Source organism: Veillonella sp. AS16, assembly GCF_000517785.1.
GTDB classification, from domain to species: Bacteria; Bacillota; Negativicutes; order Veillonellales; family Veillonellaceae; genus Veillonella; species Veillonella denticariosi.
The window spans coordinates 1-23,474 of record NZ_AZYX01000012.1 but is presented as its reverse complement, the minus strand read 5'-3'; the positions used below and the strand labels follow the sequence as shown (position 1 = coordinate 23,474).

General features: G+C 46.4%; 26 protein-coding genes. 21 read left to right on the top strand and 5 right to left on the bottom strand.

Features of this window, described 5'->3' with window-relative positions; genetic code table 11:
* Window positions 1–120: 120 nt before the first annotated feature.
* The 5 genes from HMPREF1521_RS04720 to HMPREF1521_RS04700 all read left to right on the top strand — a co-directional run bounded on the left by HMPREF1521_RS04720 (window position 121) and on the right by HMPREF1521_RS04700 (window position 3,368).
* On the top strand, window positions 121–945 hold the full coding sequence (locus HMPREF1521_RS04720; protein WP_038116477.1) for a sulfurtransferase: 825 nt from the start codon (window positions 121–123) through the stop codon (window positions 943–945).
* An 8-nt stretch (window positions 946–953) separates the two neighbouring features.
* Window positions 954–1,187, top strand: coding sequence for a hypothetical protein (locus tag HMPREF1521_RS04715; RefSeq protein ID WP_038116475.1), 234 nt, complete (start codon window positions 954–956; stop codon window positions 1,185–1,187).
* Window positions 1,188–1,943 (top strand): exodeoxyribonuclease III, encoded by a 756-nt coding sequence (locus HMPREF1521_RS04710; RefSeq protein ID WP_038116473.1) that lies wholly within the window; start codon window positions 1,188–1,190, stop codon window positions 1,941–1,943.
* Window positions 1,944–1,965: 22 nt separating this feature from the next.
* Window positions 1,966–2,667, top strand: a complete 702-nt coding sequence (gene queC / locus HMPREF1521_RS04705) for a 7-cyano-7-deazaguanine synthase QueC (protein WP_038116470.1) — start codon at window positions 1,966–1,968, stop codon at window positions 2,665–2,667.
* A 209-nt stretch (window positions 2,668–2,876) separates the two neighbouring features.
* A complete protein-coding gene (locus tag HMPREF1521_RS04700) occupies window positions 2,877–3,368 on the top strand; it encodes a QueT transporter family protein (RefSeq protein WP_038116467.1) in 492 nt (163 codons plus the stop codon).
* Between the two features lie 191 nt (window positions 3,369–3,559).
* Here the strand turns inward: HMPREF1521_RS04700 and HMPREF1521_RS04695 are convergent, their stop codons facing one another.
* The 4 genes from HMPREF1521_RS04695 to ispE form a co-directional block, all read right to left on the bottom strand.
* Window positions 3,560–4,816, bottom strand: a complete 1,257-nt coding sequence (locus HMPREF1521_RS04695) for a Glu/Leu/Phe/Val dehydrogenase (protein WP_038116464.1) — start codon at window positions 4,814–4,816, stop codon at window positions 3,560–3,562.
* A gap of 289 nt (window positions 4,817–5,105) precedes the next feature.
* Entirely contained in the window at window positions 5,106–6,569 is a 1,464-nt protein-coding gene (locus HMPREF1521_RS04690) for a sodium:alanine symporter family protein (RefSeq protein WP_038116459.1), read from the bottom strand.
* Between the two features lie 24 nt (window positions 6,570–6,593).
* Entirely contained in the window at window positions 6,594–7,289 is a 696-nt protein-coding gene (locus HMPREF1521_RS04685) for a GntR family transcriptional regulator (RefSeq protein ID WP_038116455.1), read from the bottom strand.
* A gap of 2 nt (window positions 7,290–7,291) precedes the next feature.
* Window positions 7,292–8,182 carry a 4-(cytidine 5'-diphospho)-2-C-methyl-D-erythritol kinase gene (gene ispE / locus HMPREF1521_RS04680; protein WP_038116453.1) on the bottom strand — a complete coding sequence of 297 codons (891 nt, stop codon included), beginning with the start codon at window positions 8,180–8,182 and terminating at the stop codon, window positions 7,292–7,294.
* A gap of 286 nt (window positions 8,183–8,468) precedes the next feature.
* Here ispE and HMPREF1521_RS04675 point away from each other — a divergent pair, with 286 nt between their 5' ends.
* The 16 genes from HMPREF1521_RS04675 to atpC all read left to right on the top strand — a co-directional run bounded on the left by HMPREF1521_RS04675 (window position 8,469) and on the right by atpC (window position 22,399).
* Entirely contained in the window at window positions 8,469–9,386 is a 918-nt protein-coding gene (locus HMPREF1521_RS04675) for a YitT family protein (protein ID WP_038116449.1), read from the top strand.
* Window positions 9,387–9,560: 174 nt separating this feature from the next.
* On the top strand, window positions 9,561–11,198 hold the full coding sequence (locus HMPREF1521_RS04670) for a phosphoglucomutase (RefSeq protein WP_038116446.1): 1,638 nt from the start codon (window positions 9,561–9,563) through the stop codon (window positions 11,196–11,198).
* Window positions 11,199–11,333: 135 nt separating this feature from the next.
* Complete coding sequence (locus HMPREF1521_RS04665; protein ID WP_038116444.1) at window positions 11,334–11,609, top strand: ACT domain-containing protein; 276 nt, start codon at window positions 11,334–11,336, stop codon at window positions 11,607–11,609.
* Between the two features lie 8 nt (window positions 11,610–11,617).
* The gene (locus HMPREF1521_RS04660) at window positions 11,618–12,976 is read left to right on the top strand and encodes a PFL family protein (RefSeq protein WP_038116443.1); all 1,359 of its coding nucleotides are present in this window, start codon (window positions 11,618–11,620) and stop codon (window positions 12,974–12,976) included.
* 35 nt (window positions 12,977–13,011) lie between these two features.
* A complete protein-coding gene (locus HMPREF1521_RS04655) occupies window positions 13,012–14,163 on the top strand; it encodes a glycosyltransferase family 4 protein (protein ID WP_038116442.1) in 1,152 nt (383 codons plus the stop codon).
* Between the two features lie 56 nt (window positions 14,164–14,219).
* Window positions 14,220–15,362 carry a non-hydrolyzing UDP-N-acetylglucosamine 2-epimerase gene (gene wecB, locus HMPREF1521_RS04650; RefSeq protein WP_038116441.1) on the top strand — a complete coding sequence of 381 codons (1,143 nt, stop codon included), beginning with the start codon at window positions 14,220–14,222 and terminating at the stop codon, window positions 15,360–15,362.
* Window position 15,363: 1 nt separating this feature from the next.
* Window positions 15,364–15,558 carry an AtpZ/AtpI family protein gene (locus tag HMPREF1521_RS04645; RefSeq protein ID WP_038116438.1) on the top strand — a complete coding sequence of 65 codons (195 nt, stop codon included), beginning with the start codon at window positions 15,364–15,366 and terminating at the stop codon, window positions 15,556–15,558.
* 10 nt (window positions 15,559–15,568) lie between these two features.
* Complete coding sequence (locus tag HMPREF1521_RS04640) at window positions 15,569–15,937, top strand: hypothetical protein (protein WP_038116435.1); 369 nt, start codon at window positions 15,569–15,571, stop codon at window positions 15,935–15,937.
* A 173-nt stretch (window positions 15,938–16,110) separates the two neighbouring features.
* The gene (gene atpB, locus HMPREF1521_RS04635) at window positions 16,111–16,809 is read left to right on the top strand and encodes a F0F1 ATP synthase subunit A (protein ID WP_038116531.1); all 699 of its coding nucleotides are present in this window, start codon (window positions 16,111–16,113) and stop codon (window positions 16,807–16,809) included.
* Window positions 16,810–16,832: 23 nt separating this feature from the next.
* Window positions 16,833–17,060, top strand: a complete 228-nt coding sequence (gene atpE / locus HMPREF1521_RS04630; protein ID WP_004695064.1) for a F0F1 ATP synthase subunit C — start codon at window positions 16,833–16,835, stop codon at window positions 17,058–17,060.
* An 18-nt stretch (window positions 17,061–17,078) separates the two neighbouring features.
* Window positions 17,079–17,576: a F0F1 ATP synthase subunit B gene (gene atpF, locus HMPREF1521_RS04625; protein ID WP_038116433.1), complete on the top strand. Its 498-nt coding sequence runs from the start codon at window positions 17,079–17,081 to the stop codon at window positions 17,574–17,576.
* Between the two features lie 4 nt (window positions 17,577–17,580).
* Window positions 17,581–18,132: an ATP synthase F1 subunit delta gene (atpH, locus tag HMPREF1521_RS04620; RefSeq protein ID WP_038116431.1), complete on the top strand. Its 552-nt coding sequence runs from the start codon at window positions 17,581–17,583 to the stop codon at window positions 18,130–18,132.
* Window positions 18,133–18,148: 16 nt separating this feature from the next.
* Window positions 18,149–19,687, top strand: coding sequence for a F0F1 ATP synthase subunit alpha (gene atpA, locus HMPREF1521_RS04615; protein ID WP_038116428.1), 1,539 nt, complete (start codon window positions 18,149–18,151; stop codon window positions 19,685–19,687).
* A gap of 3 nt (window positions 19,688–19,690) precedes the next feature.
* Entirely contained in the window at window positions 19,691–20,545 is an 855-nt protein-coding gene (gene atpG, locus HMPREF1521_RS04610) for an ATP synthase F1 subunit gamma (protein WP_038116426.1), read from the top strand.
* A gap of 18 nt (window positions 20,546–20,563) precedes the next feature.
* The gene (atpD, locus tag HMPREF1521_RS04605) at window positions 20,564–21,988 is read left to right on the top strand and encodes a F0F1 ATP synthase subunit beta (protein ID WP_038116423.1); all 1,425 of its coding nucleotides are present in this window, start codon (window positions 20,564–20,566) and stop codon (window positions 21,986–21,988) included.
* A gap of 3 nt (window positions 21,989–21,991) precedes the next feature.
* Entirely contained in the window at window positions 21,992–22,399 is a 408-nt protein-coding gene (gene atpC / locus HMPREF1521_RS04600; RefSeq protein ID WP_038116421.1) for an ATP synthase F1 subunit epsilon, read from the top strand.
* Between the two features lie 95 nt (window positions 22,400–22,494).
* Here atpC and HMPREF1521_RS04595 read toward each other — a convergent pair whose 3' ends face one another.
* Window positions 22,495–23,370: a hypothetical protein gene (locus HMPREF1521_RS04595; protein WP_038116419.1), complete on the bottom strand. Its 876-nt coding sequence runs from the start codon at window positions 23,368–23,370 to the stop codon at window positions 22,495–22,497.
* Window positions 23,371–23,474 lie beyond the last annotated feature (104 nt).

Here is a 23,474-nt window from a genome sequence, read left to right as displayed (position 1 = left end):
TGAAATTTATTAATATTACTTCTTATGAAAGCTGATATTCATTGTCTACAACCTTTCTTCGTTATATAATAAACTATATCGCATCTGACATTTTCGATATGTTTATAGAAAGGAGTACATATGTCTAATTTTATCACTCCTAAAGAATTGTTAAGTTGTCTAGATGAAGTCATTATTCTCGATGCTCGCGGGTATCAAAATTATAAGCAGGGGCACATCAAGGGTGCTTATGCTGTCGATTTGGACAAGGATTTGACAGGGCCGCTCGGCGAGCACGGCGGTCGTCATCCGTTGCCCGATATGGATCAGTTGGCGCATACTCTTGAATCATACGGGATAACACGCGAATCGAAGGTTGTTATTTATGATTCCTGGTTGTTTCTGGCCGGTCGTTTGTGGTGGACGTTGCGGTACATGGGGCTCAAGGATGTGCGCGTCTTATCAGGTGGCGTTGAACGCTGGATTAAGGAAGGTCATACTTTAACGAAGGAACCGACACCGTTGCCGGATAAACCGTCAGTATTCAACTATGAATTGCAGACTCACATGGTGATGAGTCGCGATGAGGTCCTCAAGGCCAGTGAAAGCGGTGATCATGTCATCATCGATGCCCGTGCGCCGTACCGGTATGACGGCTCTGAAATAGACACCATGGACGGTATGACCGGGCACATTCCGGGTGCCGTGAATCATTTTTATGAAAGCGGCTATACAGCGGACGGTCCTAAATCTGTAAAAGATTTGGAGGCCGAGTTTTATAACGAGTTATACCAAAGTCGGCCGCTTGTGACGTATTGCGGGTCCGGTGTTACCGCGTGTAATGCCTTGATGGCGATGAGTGAAATCGGGCTCGAATCCGCTTTATACGTAGGCAGCTCCAGCGACTGGGTGACCTATGACGGATTTCCGCTCAATACCGGCGTCGAAACCTTGCAACAGTCCTAGGAGGTATGATGGAAAGTTTAAAACACATATTGTCGATTATCGCATTTGGTTATTTATGCTATCATATCTATACGTTCGGGCCCGGTGCATTTAATGTAACGGTCATGATTATTTTTCTTCTATCCGTGCTGGCTAATTATTATCGGAGAAAAAAGGAAAATGCCATGCGTGCCAATGAAGAGTCCCGAAAAGCCCGTGCTGAAGCACGTCATGGGAAGAAGCATAAAAATAAAGGAGTTTAAATGAAGTTAATTTCTTGGAATGTAAACGGCCTGCGTGCCGCTGTAACAAAGGGGTTTATGGAATCCTTTAACGCATTGGATGCGGATATTTTTTGCCTGCAGGAAACGAAGTTGCAACCGGATCAGATTCAACTGGAATTGCCCGGCTATGAACAGTTTTGGAACAGTGCGGTGAAGAAGGGATATAGCGGTACCGCCGTATTTACGCGTATCAAGCCGCTTTCCGTGACAAACGGTATCGGTATTGAAGAACATGACCAGGAGGGTCGTGTTATTACCGCGGAATATGATAATTTTTATCTCGTGTGTTGCTACACGCCGAACAGTCAGCGTGAGTTGGCGCGTCTCGATTACCGCATGACCTGGGAAGATGCGTTCCGCAATTACTTGCTTGAACTGGATAAGAAGAAACCGGTTATTCTCTGCGGCGATTTAAATGTGGCGCATCAGGAAATCGACCTTAAAAATCCGAAGACAAATCGCAAAAATGCGGGCTTTTCCGATGAAGAACGGGCAAAGATGACGGAATTACTGGAGGCCGGCTTTACGGACACATTCCGCCACCTCTATCCGGATGCGATTGAGGAATATAGCTGGTGGTCATACATGGGCAAGGCGCGTGAACGGAATACGGGATGGAGAATCGATTACTTCATTACATCCAAGCGCCTTGATGACAAGATTAAAGAGGCGAAGATTCATCAACAGATTTTCGGCTCCGACCACTGTCCTGTAGAACTCGATATCGACTTATAATCGTGTTCTGAAAGGAGAATTTATGGCTCAGAAACAACGTGCCGTTGTTTTGTTCAGCGGCGGCGTGGATAGTACAACATGTCTGGCGCTTGCCATTGAGCGGTTCGGTAAGGATAATGTGGTGCCGTTGTCAATCCGATACGGTCAGAAGCACGGTAAGGAATTAGAGGCGGCAGCCGCCGTTTTGGCGCATTACGGTATCGAAGGAAAGACGATGGACGTGACGAAGCTGTTTGCTTTCAGCAATTCGTCCCTTTTGATGCAATCCGATGAAGCCGTGCCTCAAGGTTCCTATAAAGAGCAGCAGGACCGGGAAGGGGACGGCCCGGTGAGTACCTATGTGCCCTTTAGAAACGGATTGTTCCTGTCGGCGGCGGCGTCCCTGGCCCTATCACTCGACTGCGGTTATATTTACTACGGCGCGCATAGCGATGATGCGGCAGGAAATGCCTATCCGGACTGTACGGAACAGTTTTATAAGTCCATGGGCGATGCTATCTTTGAAGGCTCAGGTCAGGCTTGTTCATTGGAGGCGCCTTTCATCAATGTCAACAAGGCGGATGTGGTGAAAGAAGGATTGCGCCTTCATGTGCCTTATGAATTGACGTGGTCCTGCTATGAAGGCGGAGCGGTGCCGTGTGGACATTGCGGTACCTGTATTGACAGGGCCGAAGCGTTTCGTGCCAACGGCGTTGAGGACCCGGCGATTCATTTCGGAAAATAATCCGGTTCGTCTGACGTTGCGGATTAGGTGTTGAACTTTCACTAATTGCGAAACGAAGGGATGTATGCTAAGATGTGTATATGCCGAAAGGCGACAATTGAATAAGACAGTTTGAAACCATCCTGTCTCTAAACAAAACTACGGAAAATCATAAGCATTCGAGCATGGTAGTTTTGCCATGCTCTTTTTTATTTGAGGAGGTGAGTGTTATGAGTTCTACCCGAAAAATGACAATTTCCGCTATGGTTATAGCGCTTTATATCGTCTTATTGTATGTGACCCAAAGTATTTCTTTTGGAGCTTATCAAATTCGTATAGCAACATCATTGTATGCACTTGCTTATGCCTTTCCGTTTTTGGTGATTCCCATGGGGATTGGCAACCTCATTTCCAATTTTTTATTTGGCGGCCTCGGCATTCTCGATATGCTGGGCGGTTTCGGTGTCGGCATATTGACGACGGGTATCATCGTAGGCATGCGCCGCATGGGGCTCAGTTCGTGGTGGGTTATCTTGCCGATTATCCTGGTGCCCGCGCTCTGTGTGCCGTTGTGGCTCAGCCAGTTGCTCAATATTCCCTATTGGCCGTTGGTATTGAATCTTTTAGTGGGACAGACTGTGCCGGCTGTGGTCGGATCTGTTCTGGTGAGATCCTTAATGGAGAACCCGCGTATGATTGCATTGATGGGGACTTTTAAATAAAAGCGTCGGAAACCTTCGCATGAAATAGCAATCCTTCGTATGATAATATTGATGAGGCTTTCAAATAAAAGAGCGTAAACTCTGTATATGTAGAGTTTACGCTCTTTTTATGCTTATAGCATAGGAGGATGGATTAGAAATTGCGGAATTATTTAATTGGTTGATTATAAATCTAATTTTTCATTGAAAGCTTAGCAGTTGTAGCCCCGCAATGTGGTTTCTATTACGAGGCGTTCGAGAGCAACCATGTATGCCGCTTGGCGAGGCGGTACATTATATTTCTGCTGCATGTTCCAAACCGCTTCGAAGCTGTTTTGCATATTTTTAGTCAACCGTTCGTTGACCTCTTCTTCGGTCCAGTAGTAGCTCGCCTTGTTTTGAACCCATTCGTAGTACGATACGACTACGCCGCCACCGTTAGCGAGAACGTCAGGAATGATGTCGATGCCTTTTTCGTAGAAGTACTTATCCGCATCATTTGTAGTAGGACCGTTCGCACCTTCCAGGATGATTTTGGCCTGGATATTTTCCATGTTATCTTTGTTTAACTGGTTTTCAAGGGCTGCCATGTACAGAACATCAACAGGTTGAGCCAATAGTTCCTGCCCGCCGATGAGGGTCATACCCGGTTCGGAGTAACCTTTCAAGGATCGACCGTGTGAATTTGCATATTCGTATGCTTTTTCAACGTCGATGCCGTTCGGATTGTAGATGTTGACGCTCACATCGCCGATGGCAACGACTTTAGCCCCTGCCTGTGCGATGAGGCGTGTCCCGACGGATCCTACGTTACCGAAGCCCTGTACGGCTACTGTGAGATTTTTGATATCCAGATTCTTTTTCGCAAGATAGCTTTGCAATGCGATGAGACAGCCGCGACCGGTCGCTTCGTTACGACCCAGAGAGCCGCCGACCTCAATCGGTTTGCCCGTAACGATACCCGGGCTCCATTCGCCTTTTAATGTGCTGTACTCGTCGGCAATCCAGCTCATAATCTGAGCGTTTGTGTTTACGTCCGGTGCAGGTACGTCCGTATTTACGCCGATAATAGGGGCAATGCGACGAACAAAATTACGGGTTAAGCGTTCCAGTTCGCGTTGGCTCAACGTTTTTGGATCGACCTTGATACCGCCCTTACCGCCGCCGTACGGAAGATTGGCGATCGCATTTTTTATGGTCATCCATGCGGCCAAGGCACGCACTTCGTTTTCATCGGAATCAGGGTGGAAACGGAGTCCGCCTTTAGCGCTGCCGCGCAATGTGGAGTGCTGACAACGATAGCCCTCGTATACGCGTACTTCGCCGTTGTCGAGCTGTAATGGAACGGAGACCTTGAGTTCCCGTTCCGGATGGCGCAGTACTTCGTAATCACTGCGGGAATAGCCGAGTTTTTCCGCAGCCACATCCAGGGTATTTAACATGTTTTCATAAGGGTTATATGCTTTCATACATACCTCCTGTATATAGAATATGTTATGAGAATACGAAAAGAATTCCATATTAATAGTATTCGACATGTTTTATAAAATAACCTGCATAAAGGATAACTATATTCTATAGTTTGTGAAAGTTTACGGACGATAAGGAGGGAAAAGGATTGAGAAGGTCTTGATAAGAGATAATAGAGCATATTTTAGAAAATATAGTAAAAATATAGGACCCCCTCGGTGTCGATAATTGCACCAAGGGGGCCTATATTTTGGTTAGGAAATTATATGTTATTAGAAAATTTAAGCACTATCTGTTTTCTACCGTATTTTCAATCGGTGTAGGCGGTACGGAGGAATCCGTCGTCTGACCGTCACCCCACCATACAACGCCGTACGGATGATTCAATACGGAGCGGTGGAATACGGGTGATTCGACGCCGGCCTTGCGTTGTTTGATGTAATCGTCGAGGGCGAGACCTGCAGTTCGGCCCATGCGCACGATGGAGCTCACATTTGTCAGCACCAGAAATGCCATGAACAAGTCGGCCAGATTCCATACCAGATCGAGCGATGCGATGGAGCCGAGGAATGTCATGATGATAACGCCGATACGGAACGCATAGAGATAGCCTTTTTTATCCGTCAAATGGCTGATGTTGATTTCACCGTAATAATAGTTGCCTACGAGGGAACTGAACGAGAACATCACGATAAACACGGCTACGGCCAATGGGGCCCAGGAACCGAGTTGTTGTGCCAGGTTATGTTGCACAAGTGCGATGCCGGTAAGACCTGTCGTGCTGTAGTCTCCTACGACGAGGACGATGAAAGCGGATGCGGTACAGATGATGAATGTGTCGAGGAAAACTCCGAAGGCTTGTACGAGGCCCTGTTCTACCGGATGATTAACGGCTGCTGTAGCTGCCGCATTCGGTACGGAACCTTCGCCGGCTTCGTTTGAGAAGAGACCGCGTTTGATACCGTTCATCATGGTAGCGCCCATGAAGCCGCCACCTGCCGCATAAGGGTCAAAGGCGGATGTAACGATGGTGTAAATCACATGAGGAAAATGCTCGATATTCATGATGACAACGAAGAGGGCTGTCAAGATATAGAGAACGGCCATGATCGGTACCAATACTTCCGATACCTTGGCTACACGGCTGATACCACCGAAGATGACGAGACCTACGAGTACAGCTACGACAGCACCCGTGTATGTTACATCAAAGTCGAAGGTAACAAGGGAGGCCGCTAATGTATTGGCCTGTACGGAATTGTAAATCCATCCGAAGGTAACACTGATCAGGATGGCGAAAAGAACGGATAAGAACTTATTGTTGAGACCGTAGCGGATGTAGTAGGCCGGACCGCCGTAAAATCCGCCTTTTGCAAGGGGTTCTTTATAGATCTGAGCTAATGTACTTTCAATAAAACCGGTTGCAGAACCGATGAGAGCGATAATCCACATCCAGAAGATGGCACCGGGACCGCCTAATACAACGGCGATGGCAATGCCTGCGATGTTGCCGACACCTACGCGGGAGGCGGTGCTGACACAAAAGGCCTGGAATGAGGATACGTGATTTTTTTCGGTCGAGTTGCCTGCACCAGTCGCTACTAGGCGAAGCATTTCTTTGAACATGCGAATCTGTACGAAGTTCGTCGTCATTGTAAAGAAGAGGCCTGCGCCGATGAGAATGAAGATGATGAGGTAGTTCCACAAATAACCGTTTATGGTGGACACTAGGTCATTTAAATATGCTTCCATAAAAAATCCCTTTCTTGTTAAAACTTATTTGGACATATCGAATTCGGTGGATTCCTCCATCCCTTTTAAAAGGGTCTGTTCGGAATGTTCCATGTGAATTCGCGCTAGCTTGCGTGCTTGCGTCTCGTTATGGGAGGCGATGGCCTCTACGAGCTGGCGATGTTCCTCCCATGTTTTGCGCAACCGGCCCGGCTGATTCATGGAGAAGCTGCGGAAACGGTAGGTCTGCTCCCGCAGATTGTGAACAATATCCGCCAGCCGTTGATTACGGGACGCCTTGTATAATACTTCGTGAAATTCCACGTCAGCGGTGATAACGGATTCCATATCCTTGTTTTCCATGTGGTCCCCGATTTCAACGAGCATGCGCTCCAAGGTTTCGATTTCTTCCGCCGTGATGCGCTCCGCCGCAAGACCTGCCGCGAGTTCTTCCAGGGCGGATCGAATTTCAAAAACCTGCGTAATATCCTTCAAGGAAATGTTCGCCACATAGGTGCCTCGGCGCGGTATCATAACGACGAAGCCCTCCAGTTCGAGCTTGCGGATGGCTTCGCGAATCGGTGTACGGCTGACGCCCAGTTCCTCTGCCAGAGGAATTTCCATGAGTCGCTCGCCGGGCTTTAAAATGCCTTCCTGTATGGCTTGCCGCAATGTTTCACTTACAACTTCCCGTAGCGGTTTGTACGCGTCGAGGCGTATGGGTTGCAGCCGTTTTGTCATTGTTAATCCTCCTCCGTGCATGTTTTTGTAATGAGTGATAGCCAGTCGTGGCCCGCTTTGGAGATTTCCTCCTGCAGACGTAATGCGTCCGCCGCTTTATCGAGCAGTACCACCATCGTCGGGCCGCTGCCGGTCATGATGGTCGGATATCCGCGGGATGTAAAGAACTCCTTGCATTGCGCCAATTCCTCGTGTTCGGGGAACAGCAGTTCTTCAAAGGTGTTGATGCTGCTTGTGAAAGCAGCATACATATCGTTGTTTTCGATGTGTTTCTGCACCGTATCGATCGTTTCGGACGTGGCCTTTGACTTACCTTTGAATTGATTATATGCGGATGCCGTTGAAACGGATGTCGTCGGTTTAACCAATAGGAGCCAATGCGGTTGTGGAGACATACCGTAGGTCAGGACTTCTCCGCGACCCGTGCCGCGTGCCGTACCGCCGTGTAATAGAAAGGGAATGTCGGAACCTAATTGAGAGCCTAATGTCAATAATTCATCTTGCGTCAGACGAAGGTCCCAAAATTTGTTTAATCCTTTTAACATCGCCGCCGCATCGGCACTGCCGCCGCCGAGACCGGCCTGAACGGGCACGCGCTTTAACAGGTGAATGGCGGCACCCGCTTTACACCCCGTATAGGTTTGAATGGCGCGTAACGCCTTAAGAGCGAGGTTGCTTTCACCATATGTGACGAGGTTCTGCATATAGTCGGGCAGCTCCGGAGCACCTCCGGAAAATACGACGGAATGGTGTTTGGCAAAGTAGATGGAATCACTGAGCCGGATGGATTGAAAGATGGAATCGATATCGTGATAACCGTCATCGCGTTTGCCCGTGATGGCGAGCCCTATATTAATTTTACTGCAACCGAGTTGCTCGAAACTTTTACTCATAAAATCCTCGTTATTATATGTATATAGTTAAATTCTGAAATATGCGTCGAAGAATATGTGTCGAAGCCGGATTGTAAACCTTATCGTTAAAGCTTCGAATGGATATGTGATATATACATTTCATATGTTTATTCTATACTGTTATAAAGTGATTGAAAATAACCATTAAGTGGTTTATGATGAATCTGTATACGCTGTTGTATTATTCTTAAAGGTATTGTAAATGCGTATGTTTTAGTTAATCCATTATAGAATATTTATAGGGAAATGGCAATTTGGAGGGGTTATGTTAACCAAGTATAAAGCCGATATATACCAGGTTGTGATGGTTGCCGTCGGGTGTGCTGTTTTCGGCGCCGGGCTTGATGCATTCGTTCTGCCGCATAAGCTGGTAAGCACCGGTCTCAGCGGTTTAGGGCTTATATTATATTATCTTACGGGACTATCCATCGGGACATGGAATATTATTTTGAATATACCTATATGTTGGGCCGCCTGGCACTGGTTGGGAAAACGCGTCGTAATCAATACGATATACGGTACGTTGATGTTATCCTGGATGATTGATCAGTTTGATTTTCTGCAATACAACATGATTATTCAGGATCCTCTGTTGAGTTCCATGATGGCCGGTGTCACGACCGGTGTGGGACTCGGTATCGTATACCGGGTCGGCGGAAATACGGGCGGTCTTGACCCGATTGCCCTCATCGTGCGGAAATATTACGGATTGCAGATGGGGTCCATTAACAGCATCATTAACTGCGTTATCCTTGCGGTGGCTGTCGCCGTTGTAGGCCTTGAGGCGGTGGCGGTGACACTTGTCAGCGTTTATGTATATACGATCATTACGAATAAAGTAGTCATCGGGTTTAATCAGAGAAAGGTGGCTTTCATCATCACCTATCGGACCGATGAAGTTTGTGAATGCATCATCAATAAGGTCGGTCGCGGTGCGACCATTATCAACGGTATCGGTGCCTATACGCGGACCCCGCGACAAATCGTCATGGTGGCGGTAAATCTGTTGCAGGTGAATAAACTGAAAGAAGTCATTCAAGAGGCGGACGAGCATGCGTTTATCCTCATTACCGATGCGCAGGAGGTTATCGGAGAAGGTTTTACACGACCTACGATACCGGCTTCGGTGGAAATGCTGGCAAAAGAATGTCAGGAAAATGCACATTATGTGACAAATAAGTAAGTGCATGGTCATGTTACGCTAATTAATAGATTATATTATTATTTCACAGAGTATGATTTTATGGACTGTGTAGACATCTATCGTTATGTAAACTGAGCAGATGTTCATTATTATTCAGATATGTACATGTACGGTTTTATGTATGTTCGCCGCACATGTGATTGGGAGGTTCCTATGGCTCATGAGTTAGCAGGCAAGCCTGTACAAGAACAAGATATTATTGATTTAGAGGCCTTGATAGAGGCGTATTCTGATAATACGCCGGACATGAATGATCCGACACAACTGGTGTCTTTCGGCACGTCAGGGCACCGCGGAACGTCGCTTAACGGGACCTTTACGGACCTTCATGTGGCGGCTATTACACAGGCTATCTGCGATGGACGGGGACAGTTCGGCGCTACCGGCCCTATATTCGTGGGTCAGGATACACATGCTTTATCACAACCGGCATTGGTGACGGTTCTTGAGGTGTTGGCCGGCAACGGTATCGTTGCAATGGTTGACAGCGATATGGACTTTGTACCGACGCCGTCTATTTCCCGTGCTATTATTCGTTATAATGAAAGCCATGATGATAAGGCTGACGGAATTGTCATCACGCCGTCTCATAATCCTCCGGATAACGGCGGTATTAAATATAATACCGTTAACGGCGGGCCGGCGGATACATTGGTGACAAAGTGGATTGAAACCAGAGCGAATGAATATTTGCGCGCTTATTGCGAGATGGATGGATTTAAACGCATCAGTTTGGACAATATAGAGCCGTCGCAACAGGAACCGTATGATTACAAAGGACTTTATGTGGAAGAATTATCCTCCATTATCAACATGGAGGCCATTCAAAGTGCGAAACTGAAGGTTCTCGTCAACGCTCTTGGTGGTAGCGGCAGCAGTTACTGGAGGGCTATTAACGAGCGTTACCATTTGAATATGGACATCATCAATGATGATTACGACCCTACGTTCAGCTTTATGACCTATGACCATGACGGCAAGGTTCGCATGGACTGCTCGTCCGAATATGCCATGGCGGATGTCATCAGGCAAATCGGCAATTACGATTTGGCTGTCGGTAATGATCCTGATTATGACCGTTACGGTGTGGTAAGTCCGGAAGGGCTGGCATCACCGAATGCCTTTCTGGCGACTGCGGCGGATTATCTCTTTACGACGCGCGGATGGAAGGATAAAGGCGTCGGAAAGACCGTCGTATGTACTACGATGATCGATAAATGGGCTGCGAAGAAGGGCATCGAGGTCTATGAAGTACCGGTGGGCTTTAAATATTTCAGTCCTCTTTTATTCGACGGAACTATCGGTATCGGCGGTGAAGAATCTGCCGGAGCATCGTTTCTCAAAAAGGATGGCACCGTTTGGACCACCGATAAGGACGGCATAATCATGGCCTTGTTGTCCATTGAAATGCTGGCTGTTATGGGCGCCACCGTTGAAAAATTGTATAAGGGTATCATTGAAGATTGCGGAGAACCTCGATTCGGTCGCATCGACGCACCTTGCTCCAAGGCGGCAAAGGTAAAATTGAAAGCCCTTGATGCGGGTGCGATTACGGCTGTTGAGGTAGATGGTGATCCGATTACTGCGATTCGCACTACATCACTTTATAAAGATATGCCCATTGACGGGGTTCGTGTAGAAACTGAGACAGGCTGGTTTGTAGCGCGTCCGTCAGGCACGGAGGACCTGTATAAAATTTATGGTGAAAGCTATAAAGGTGACCGCGGTCTCGTGGCATTGTTGACGGCCGGTGAAGAAATTGTAACCGCCGCACTTTCAGAAGATGCATAACTATTTATAGTTTTGTGTAATCTCATGAAGAATTCACCGAAAAAAAGCGATAAATTATGATATAATATATTAATATAGTTTATCGAATGACCGTATACGGTTAGATGGTTTGTAGTCCATAGAAAAGGTGATATTATGAAATTAGTTGTTACCGTTGTCGGCGTCGACCGCGTTGGTATCATTGCGGGGGTCAGTACAGTTTTGGCTGATCATGGAGTCAATATTCTGTCAATTAATCAGACTATTTTGGATGGTCTGTTCAATATGATTATGATGTGCGAGACTGAATCCGAAGACGTAAAGGATTTGACGTCTATTCAGGATGCATTGACAGCATTAGGAACGAAACTCGGCGTGGAAATTCGCGCTCAACATGCGGATATTTTCTTGAGCATGCACCGCGTAGGATAGGGGGCACCATGTTATCTATCGATAATATTCTAGAAACGAATCAGATGATTCACGATAATAAGCTTGATGTGCGTACGATTACGATGGGTATCAGTTTGTTAGAATGTGCTTCCGGTTCCGGTAAAGAGTTATGCGACCGCATTTATGATCGCATTACAAAGGAAGCGGAACATTTGGTATCTACCGGTGAAGATATCGAGCGAGAGTTCGGTATCCCTATCATCAATAAACGTGTTTCCGTGACACCTATCTCCCTCGTGGCGGGCGGTACCGATTTAACGTCTTATGTACCTGTCGCGGAGGCCATGGATAGAGCGGCAAAGACCGTAGGTGTTAATTTTATCGGCGGTTTCTCAGCTCTCGTTACGAAGGGGGCGACACGTGCGGATCGTATCCTGATTGAATCGATTCCGGAAGCATTGGCGATGACGGATATCGTGTGCAGCTCCGTAGGTGTAGGTTCTACTAAGACCGGTATCAATATGGATGCGGTGCGGGAAATGGGCCTCATCGTAAAGAGAACGGCGGAACTCACCAAGGATAATGATGCTCTTGGCTGTGCAAAGCTCGTTATATTCTGTAATCCTGTTGAGGATAATCCGTTTATGGCGGGGGCCTTCTTCGGCGTTACGGAACGGGATAGTGCTATTTCCGTTGGGGTATCCGGTCCTGGCGTTGTGAAACATGCATTGGAGTCCGTTCGCGGTGAGCCCTTTGATGTAGTGGCTGAAACGATTAAACGGACGGCTTTCAAAATCACTCGCGTCGGCCAGCTGGTGGCACAAGAGGCGTCCCGTCGTCTCGGTAAACCGTTCGGCATCATCGATTTATCGTTGGCTCCGACACCGGCCGTAGGCGACTCTGTGGCACATGTATTGGAGGAAATGGGTTTATCTTCCTGCGGATGTCATGGTACGACGGCTGCGTTGGCACTGCTCAATGATGCGGTGAAAAAAGGCGGCCTTATGGCCTCTTCGCATGTAGGCGGCCTCAGCGGCGCATTTATCCCTGTATCGGAAGATGCGGGCATGATCGATGCCGTGGCTTGCGGCAGTCTTTCCCTAGATAAGTTGGAAGCCATGACTTGTGTGTGCTCCGTAGGGCTTGATATGATCGCTATCCCGGGGGACACGACGGCAGATACGATTTCCGCTATCATCGCTGATGAAGCGGCGATTGGCATGATTAATAATAAGACGACAGCGGTTCGCGTCATTCCTGTACCGGGTAAAACGGTCGGTGAAGTCGTTAAGTTTGGTGGACTGTTAGGCTATGCCCCTATTATTGAGGTGAGTCCTTATAGTGCGGCAGAGTTTATTGCGCGTGGCGGTCGTATTCCGGCACCTATCCGCAGTTTGACGAACTAATTCAGTGAATGTGACCCGGTTGTTGGAGGTGTCTTATGAGAGAGTTCATGCCTGATTATGTGTGGGCCTTTGTGTTGGCGCTCATCATAACATATGCATTGACGCCCCTGGTGAAACGCTTTGCGGTCGCCGTCGGGGCAATAGATAAGCCGGATGCTCGTAAGGTGCATCACGGTGCGATTCCACGACTCGGTGGATTGGCGATTTTTCTCGGTTATATGGGATCTGTTCTGCTTAACGGTTCAATCCCTCATGACCATAAATTATTCGGTTTTGTGCTCGGTACGGTCATTCTCGTTATCGTCGGTATTTGGGATGATATCAAGCAGATTGAACCTAAGACAAAGCTGATGGGGCAGATTATTGCGGCGGCTATTCTCGTGGCCTATGATATTCGAGTGGACTTTATCAACCTTCCTTGGGGCGGTGTAATCTACCTCAAATATTGGGCGATTCCGTTGACTATATTTTGGATTGTAGGCTTTACGAATATCGTAAACCTCATCGACGGTCTTGACGGGTTAGCTGCGGGTATATCCTTTATCGCCTGTATCGCCGTGTGTGCGATGACCTTACAGCTCGGTCAAATCGATCTGGCTTGTATTGCGCTTGCTTTGGCGGGTGCTACGGTAGGCTTTTTGCGATATAACTTTAATCCGGCTAAAATATTCATGGGTGATACGGGTTCTATGTTGTTAGGCTACACGTTGGCGGCTATTTCCGTTATGGGTGCCGTCAAGACGGCGGCCATGATCGCTTTAGTAGTGCCGGCTATCGTGTTAGGATTGCCGATTTTGGATACCTTATTCGCCATTGTGCGCCGCAAAATCAGCGGACGTCCGATTTTTAAACCCGATAAAGGTCATGTGCATCATCGTTTATTAGCTCAGGGCCTGTCTCAAAAGCAGGCGGTCCTCATGATGTATGCCGTAACAGCTCTTTTCGGTGGCGTATCCGTTATCGTTGCGGAGGTTAACGCCTGGGTCGGAGCGACCTTGGTCTTAGTGATTTTCTTGTGCAGTATTTATATTGCCCGCCGTCTTGGTGTTATCATGCATAGCGATGCGGCAGGGCATCCGTTACCACGTCCTACAATTGAACGCAGCGATTCGGATGATACCATATCCTTCGATCGTGATGAATTGGCCAAAGCTTTGGAGAATCCGGATGATTCTCATAAGGAATAACCATATGTGGGGCGCTTGCGCCCCTTTTTTTCTACCTTATTATATTGGAGGCAACTATGTTAAAAGTTATGACAATCTTCGGTACAAGACCTGAGGCGATTAAGATGGCCCCTCTTGTGAAAGCATTGCAGGCGGCTCCGGATATGGAGCCCATTGTAACGGTAACGGCTCAGCATAGAGATATGCTCGATCAAGTACTGCACCTGTTTAACATTACGCCGGATTATGATTTAAATATTATGAGTCAGGGGCAAACGCTGTATGACGTAACAAATCGTGCGTTGTTGGGTCTCAAGGATGTGTTGGAAAAAGCGAAACCTGATGTCGTTCTCGTTCACGGCGATACGACGACAACCTTTGCGGGGGCTTTGGCGTCCTTTTATCAGGAAATTCCCGTGGGACATGTGGAGGCGGGACTTCGGACGGGAGATATCTACTCGCCGTTTCCTGAGGAGATGAACCGTAAACTCACAGGCTCTATTGCAACCTATCATTTTGCGCCTACGTCCAGCTCTGAAAGCAATCTGAAAAAGGAAAATATCAATGATGCTCATCTATATGTAACGGGCAATACAGTTATCGATGCTCTCGATACGACGGTACAGAATAATTATATCTTTGAGGACGAAGCGATTAATGCACTGGATCCCGCTAAAAGAACAATCCTCGTAACGACTCATCGCAGAGAGAATTTGGGCGAGCCTATGCGCCATGTGTATCAGGCTATCCGCGATTTGATTGCTGAGTTTGACGATATTCAAGTGGTATTTCCTGTTCATAAGAATCCGAAGGTGCGTCAAGTGGTGCAGGAGGAACTGGGCTCCGTTGAGCGCGTGACCCTTATCGATCCTCTCGATTATGAACCGTTTGCAAATTTGATGGCTAAATCCTATCTGATTCTCACAGATTCCGGCGGTATTCAGGAGGAGGCTCCTGCGCTTGGAAAGCCGGTTCTCGTATTGCGTGATACGACGGAACGCCCCGAAGCCGTTGAAGCGGGTACGGTACGTCTCGTAGGCACGGATAAGGATGCTGTACATGGTGCGGCCTATGAATTATTAAGTAACGAAAAAGCCTATAAATTGATGTCGAACTCCGTGAACCCTTACGGTGACGGCAAAGCATCGGAACGTATCATTCAGGCGCTTCGTCATGAATTCTTGGGCGATGCGAAACGTCCGGAACGGTTCGGTAAATAAGATGGATAAGGATACTGTGAAAGCCATGGCTATGGCCACATCCGCAGGGATGACACTAGCTGCCTGTATCGGCGGCTTTGTTTGGATCGGATATAAATTGGACGGTTGGTTAGAAACCAGTCCGCTATGCATGATAATATTGGGTCTGATCGGAGCCGTCACAGGATTCTATATGTTGTACAAACAGGTTATGTAGTGAGGTGTATATGAATCAATATGTAAAATTCATAGTGCGCGTGCTACTGACTTGTTTTTTTATTGCCTTTTTAGGTGTAATAATACAGGTTGCATGCGGATTACAACACTATGTATGGGGCTGGTTGTGGGGCGTTTTCATAATGGTACTCTACTTGCTTAGCCTTGCATTACATGGTCAAGCAATTATATTAGATGATCCTTATAAGGCTGTTCGTAAGGCGCGCAGACAGATGATATGGCGTCTCTTATTAGTAGGCTCTTTAGTGGTCTTAGGATTGAAAATCCAAGGAATAGAGGCTATTAGTATGTTTATTGGTATTGCACTGATACAACCTGTATTATATGTAGTGTACTGGTTGCTTAGTCGACATTTCTAATCTCATGATTATATGTATTAAATGATATGTGTATTCCAATAATGCATTATGCACAAAATATTTATGAGTAATTGGAATTGTTTACCCCTCAAGTGTTGATTATATATCTATAACGATGTATGATGATACATATATATTATATTTATATTAATGTAAATATATTAGGTTTTATTATGTTTATGGAAGGGGTTGAGAACGTGGAATTACATGCGGGACACCATGAGGTCGTGCAGTGGTTGGGGTTGACATTTAATATGGATACTTTAATTGCTACATGGGTTACTATGGCTATCGTAATACTGATAACAGTATTAGCCACCCGGGGACGTAAATTGGTGCCTGTAGGCTTGCAGAATATAGTGGAATCTATATTAGAAGGCTTAGAGGGGCAATTAGCTCCGAATTTGGGTCGCCATTGGCCGATGGTGAGTTCCTTGTTATTTACGTTTTTCTTATTTATTTTTGTAGGAAATGAGTTAGGATTAATGCCAACATTCAAGGCTTTAACATCACCAACATCCGATATTAACACTACAATTGCTTTAGCTTTATGTAGTACATTAGTGGTATGGGTTATGGGGGTTAAAGTTAAAGGCTTATCTTATTTTAAGCATTTTGTACGACCTTATAAGGCTTTGTTAATACTCAATATTTTTGAAGAAATTGCTAGACCTGTTACACTTGCTTTCCGTCTATTCGGTAATATCGTAGCTGGTGAAATTTTGTTAGAAGTATTATATAACTTGCCTTGGTTTGTGCCGGTACCATGGGTTTGGATTGCTTTTAGCTTATTTATTGGTATTATTCAAGCCTTTATTTTTACTGTTCTTACTGCATCCTATTTGGGGATGGGGCTTAGTGAGGAACATTAATTAATTTATATGGAGGATATATTATGGAAGCTCAAGGTTTATTCGCGTTAGCAGCGGCAATCGCAGTAGGTTGTGGTGCCATTGGTGCAGGTATCGGTGATGGTCTTGTATCTAGCAAAGTTATTGAAGGTATTACACGCCAACCTGAACTGCGCGGTCAATTGATGTCTACTATGTTCGTAGCGATTGGCTTGATCGAAGCGATGCCTATTATCGGTGTAGTAGTAGCATTTATTTTGTTATTCAGATAATAACGAGGAGGAATAACCTTGGTTGACTTAAGCCTTGGAACGATTCTTGCTCAAATGTTGAACTTTTTTATATTAGTTTGGCTATTGGCTCGTTTTGCATATAAACCATTATTGGCTATAATGACAGAACGTAAAGAACGAATTGCTAAAGACTTAGAAGATGCAGAACAAGCTCGCGCAGAAGCAGAAGGGTTTAAAGCTGATTATGCAGCTCAAATTGCTAATGCTCGTGTAGAGGCACAACAAATTGTGGAAAAAGCAGTTCAAGAAGCAGAAAATACAACACGTGAACAATTGTCAAGAGCACGCGAGCAAATTGAACAAGAAAAAAATCGTGCTCGCCAAGATATTGCTATTGAACGCGATCGTGCTATGAATAGCTTGCGTAACGAAGTGGTATCTTTATCTGTAGCTATGGCTGGGAAAGTTGTTGCTAAAGATATGAACAGCGAAACTAATACAAAATTGATCGAAGACGCTATTCGTCAACTTGATAGTAAAACGATAGGGTTGTGATACGATGAGCACAGAAATTGTAGCAGATAAATACAGTTCGGCTATGTTTGAATTAGCGCAAGAACAAAATAGTTTAGCCCTCATGGAGGAACAATTGGGTTATGTAGCCTCTGTTATGGCGGAACAGTCTGAGTTGCGGGCGTTTTTAGAAAATCCGCTGGTTACGACAGATGTGAAAATCAAGTTGATGGGCAAGATTTTTGAGTCCGCTATCGATAAAACGGCTCTACACTTCCTGTATGTTATGATAAAACGCGGTCGTTATCGCTATATTGAAACGGCTATAAAAGGGTTTATCAAAAAGTCTCGGGAAGCGAGAGGTATATTGGAGGCTACTGTCATTGTAGCGGAACCGATTACCGCGGCGGTAGAACAATCCGTACAGGCTAAACTGCAAGATGTAACGGGGAAAGAGGTCATCCTGACGGTGCGCCAGGACCCATCCATTATGGGCGGTATCGTTATCCAATTAGGGGATAAGCGCATAGACGGATCCGTATCTCGCCGGTTACAGGAATTAGAAAAATCTTTATTGCGAACGAACTCTATTAGATAGGGGTGAATGGGTATATATGAAAATGAAGCCTGAAGAAATCACTGCTATAATCAAACAGCAGATTCAGGACTATGATGTTGATCTCAATGTCGATGACGTGGGTACAGTTCTCGACGTAGGGGACGGCATCGCCCATATTTATGGTCTTGAAAGAGCCATGGCCGGTGAGTTGTTGGAATTACCTCACGGTGTTTATGGCTTGGTTTTGAACTTGGAATTGGATAATGTCGGTGCCGTACTTTTAGGTGATGACTTCCTGATTAAAGAAGGCGATGAAGTGCGTCGTACTGGTAAAATTATGGATGTTCCGGCAGGGGATGCCTTGATTGGTCGCGTTGTGAATCCATTGGGACAACCGCTTGACGGCAAGGGCACCATCCATGCTACGGAACGTCGTCCTATCGAGCATCCTGCACCGGGTATTGCGGATCGTCAGTCCGTAAATGAACCGTTGCAAACGGGGCTTAAAGCCATTGACTCGATGGTACCGATCGGCCGTGGACAACGTGAACTTATCATCGGTGACCGCGGTACCGGTAAAACGGCAATCGCCTTGGATACAATCTTGAACCAAAAGGGCAAGGACGTTATCTGTATTTATGTAGCCATCGGGCAAAAGGAATCCACCGTTGCGCGCGTGGTTCAGAAATTAGAAGAAGCCGGTGCGATGGATTACACTATCGTAGTATCCGCAAGTGCATCCACAGGTGCGCCGCTTCAATATATCGCACCATATGCGGGTGTTGCCATGGGTGAATACTTCATGTATCAAGGCAAACACGTATTGTGCGTATATGATGACTTAACAAAACAGGCGGCTGCATATCGTGCTATGTCGCTATTATTGCGCCGTCCACCGGGGCGTGAGGCATATCCGGGTGACGTATTCTACTTACATAGCCGTCTGTTGGAACGTGCGGCGAAGCTTTCACCAGAACTCGGCGGCGGTTCCATTACGGCATTGCCGATTATTGAAACGCAGGCCGGCGACGTATCCGCGTATATTCCGACAAACGTAATTTCCATTACGGACGGTCAGATATTCTTGGGAACCGATATGTTCTACTCAGGTGTTCGTCCTGCCGTTGACGTAGGTTTGTCCGTATCCCGTGTAGGCGGCAGTGCACAGACTAAAGCGATGAAACAGGTAGCGGGTCAATTGCGTTTGGACCTTGCTCAATATCGTGAACTTGCGGCATTTGCCCAGTTCGGTTCCGATCTTGATGCGGCGACTCGTGCTCAGCTCGATCGCGGCGAACGGTTGACGGAGATGTTGAAACAGGGTCAATACGAACCGATGAGCGTTGCTGAAGTGGTTATCTGTTTATATGCAGGTACAAAGGGATATTTATCATCTATTCAGGTTGATGATGTATTGGCGTTCGAGGCGGAATTATTGCGCTATGTGAAAGCTAATTATCCTGAAATTATCAGCAATATCGATACGTCTAAGAAATTAGAGGAAGAAACAGAAAACCTATTGAAGCAAGCAATTCCGGAATGTGTGGAAGCATTTGGCTCTACTCATACGTTAGTGTCTCATAAGGAGGCGTAATGTATGGCTAGTGCACAAGATTTGCGAAAGCGCATAAAAAGTGTTACCAGTACGCAACAAATTACAAAAGCGATGAAGATGGTAGCGTCAGCTCGACTCCGTAAGGCTCAGACAAAGGCGGAAGCAACCCGTCCCTATGCGGAGAAGGTTGGGCAAATCTTGCGTCATATGTCGAATAGTGACTTGGAAGGTTTTGAAAGCCCTCTCTTGGAGGTACGCCCCGTAGAGAGAACCTGTTATATTGTAGTGGGCGCCGATAAAGGCCTTGCCGGAGCGTTCTCGTCGAATGTGTTGAAGTTTGCTATGGAGCAGCTTCACGGTAAAAGCCCGGAAGCGTACCGTGTCATCACGGTGGGGCGAAAACCTCGGGACAGCATGAAATCCAGAAGTATCCATATCGATAAATCCTTTAGCGGATTTTCCGACAAGCCATCCTATGAACATGCGCGCGCTATTATGAATGAGGCGCTTTCACTATACGAACGTCATGAAGTAGACGAAGTTATCATGATTTATACACGGTTTGTAAATTCTATGACGCAAATTGCACAGGCTGAACGTTTGTTGCCGATTGAGCAGCCGCAAGACGAGGTACAGGGTGAGGAATATGATTTTATGCCATCCGCCGTATCCGTTTTGGAAGCGCTATTGCCGAAGTATTTAGAAATTACCGTATATAATGGATTGTTGCAATCCGCTGCCAGTGAACTGGGCGCTCGTATGACGGCCATGACATCCGCAACGGATAATGCGGGGGAACTCATTGATTCCCTAGGGCTTGAATATAATAAGTTACGTCAATCCAGTATTACAAATGAAATTTCTGAAATCGTTGGTGGCGCTAATGCCTTGCAATAGATAAGGAGACATCTGTCGATGAGTAATAATATTGGTAAAGTTGTGCAGGTCATCGGACCGGTTGTAGACGTGCGTTTTGAAGCGGGTCATTTACCAGCCATTTATAACGCTATTTACATCTACCATGATCATAAAGCACACGATAGACAAAAAATTGTAGTAGAGGTTATGCAGCATTTGGGGGACGATACCGTTCGCTGTGTTGCCATGAGTTCTACTGACGGTATGACCCGTAATATGGAGGCTGAGGATACTGGTGCACCTATTTCCGTTCCTGTAGGGGATGGCGTATTAGGTCGTATCTTTAACGTCCTCGGTGAAACGGTGGACCATGATCCGGCGCCTGTGGTAGCTGATGCAAAATGGCCGATTCACCGTCCGGCACCTAAATTTGATGACCTTTCTCCGGACACACAAATTCTGGAAACCGGTATCAAGGTCGTTGATCTCATCGCCCCATATGTAAAAGGCGGTAAAATCGGTCTTTTCGGTGGTGCCGGTGTAGGTAAAACCGTATTGATTATGGAACTGATCCACAACGTTGCGACTGAGCACGGCGGCTATTCCGTATTCTCCGGCGTAGGGGAACGTACCCGTGAAGGTAATGACTTGTGGAATGAAATGAAAGAGTCCGGCGTTATCAATAAAACGGCCCTCGTATACGGCCAGATGAATGAACCGCCAGGGGCTCGTATGCGTGTAGGTCTTACAGGGCTTACAATGGCTGAATACTTCCGTGATGTGAAGAAACAGGACGTGCTCTTGTTCATCGATAACATCTTCCGCTTTATCCAGGCGGGTTCCGAAGTATCCGCCCTCTTAGGCCGTATGCCGTCTGCCGTAGGTTATCAACCTACATTGGCTAATGACGTAGGGGCGTTACAGGAACGTATTACATCTACAAAAGAAGGTTCCATTACCTCCGTACAAGCTGTATACGTACCTGCCGATGACTTGACTGACCCGGCACCGGCTGCAACATTCGCTCACTTGGACGCGACAACTGTATTGTCCCGTTCCATTGCGGAATTAGGCATTTATCCGGCGGTGGATCCGTTGGATTCTACAAGCCGTATTTTGGACCCACATGTACTTGGTGAAGAACATTATGCGGTAGCTCGCGGCGTACAGGAAGTATTGCAAAAATATCGGGATCTTCAAGATATCATCGCAATCCTCGGTATGGAAGAATTATCTGACGAAGATAAGCTCACCGTATCCCGCGCACGTAAGATTCAACGTTTCTTGAGTCAACCGTTCTTCGTAGCCGAAGTATTTACCGGTTCTCCCGGCAAATACGTACCATTGTCCGAAACATTGAGAGGCTTCAGAGAAATCCTGGACGGTAAGCATGATGATTTGCCGGAAGGCGCTTTCTATATGGTCGGTACCATTGATGAAGCCGTTCAAAAAGCAAAGGAAATGCAAGAGAAGGGGGAATAATCCATGGCGGAACCTATGACCCTACAGATTATTACGCCTGATTCGGTTGTATATGATGGACAGTCTACATTCTTTGTGGGCCGTGCTATCGACGGAAGCTTCGGGATATTACCCAATCATGCACCCATGATTATCGCTTTAGATGTGGCCCCGTTACGCATTGATGAGCCCGGTGGTACATCAAAGGAATATGCTGTATTCGGCGGTTTCTGTGAAATCGAACATAACAAGGTGAATATCGTAACGCCTGATTGTCAAGATCCGGACGTGATTGATATTGAACGTGCTCGGCGTGCGAAAGAGCGTGCCGAAAGTCGGCTGTCCCATCCGACACCGGATATTGATGTGGAACGGGCGCAAGCTGCTCTGAAACGGGCGCTGTTGCGACTACATGTAACAAAACAAATATAATAAAAGAGGGCTTATAGGACAGAACGTGTTGTTTTGTCCTATAACCCTAAAAGGGCTAACCGATCGGTTAGCCCTTTGTTATGTATTATGCGATTTTATAATACGCTGACCCCTTTGAGGGAATATGCCGTGTTTTTAGGTTGTTCAACTTGAAAGTCCAGCACTACCGGTGATTCCGCATTGACGCCGGGAGCCTGATAGCGGTCTTGGTCCGTCGGGATTCGCTTGTATGGTAATTGATCGAGCAACATGGATACAACCTTGTTCCAAATCATTTTATGCGTTGGCATAGTCAATGTGTCGTCCGTTTGATTGAAGCCGCTACGTACCGTATGAACTATTTTGTCATTTGTATCATAGTAGTATAAAAGCCCGCTTACCTTTGCAGTGATGTAGATTTCATCATTATCGGCTGGGGGAATTTTATTGATGGAGTTTAACTGGACATATGTATCCTGAATCGGAACCGGCATGATTACGATATCGGAATTTTGCGCCGCCGCAATTTGAGTTAAATCGGTAGCCGAAATATTTGCAGTCGGCGTATTTGTGCTGACGATGGTCGTATCATAATATGGATATTTTAATAGGCTTGATACGCGTTCCGTCATATATTGACCGAATTGAGCGGTTTTTTCATTTTTCAATGTGGCGGGAACAACGATGGTCACCTTTCGGCTCGGGAAATTTTTTAGGTGACCGTCATAATTTGCTGTGGAATCGTTGATAGTCGCTTTGTCCTGTGCACCGGCATTACCGGCAGCAGTTGGTATCTGGTTTATTACATTCGCATCATACGGTGCTATAGAAGCTTTTTGAGTTGAAGCGGACAGTATAGGGTGTTGTTCCCTTGTTTGAACTGATGTTTCAGATTGGATTGTTGCCGCCTGGGCAATGCTCGCAGCTGAAATAACCGCCACAGCGCCTAGGGTGAGTAATGGACGAATAAAGCCTTTAAATCTATGTGTCATGATTCCTCCACGAATTTAAATAACAATATGAAAGGTTGATATTAATAACTATTATATCATAGTGTAATAAAAAAGAAGCAAGCTTTGAGCTTGCTTCTTTAGCT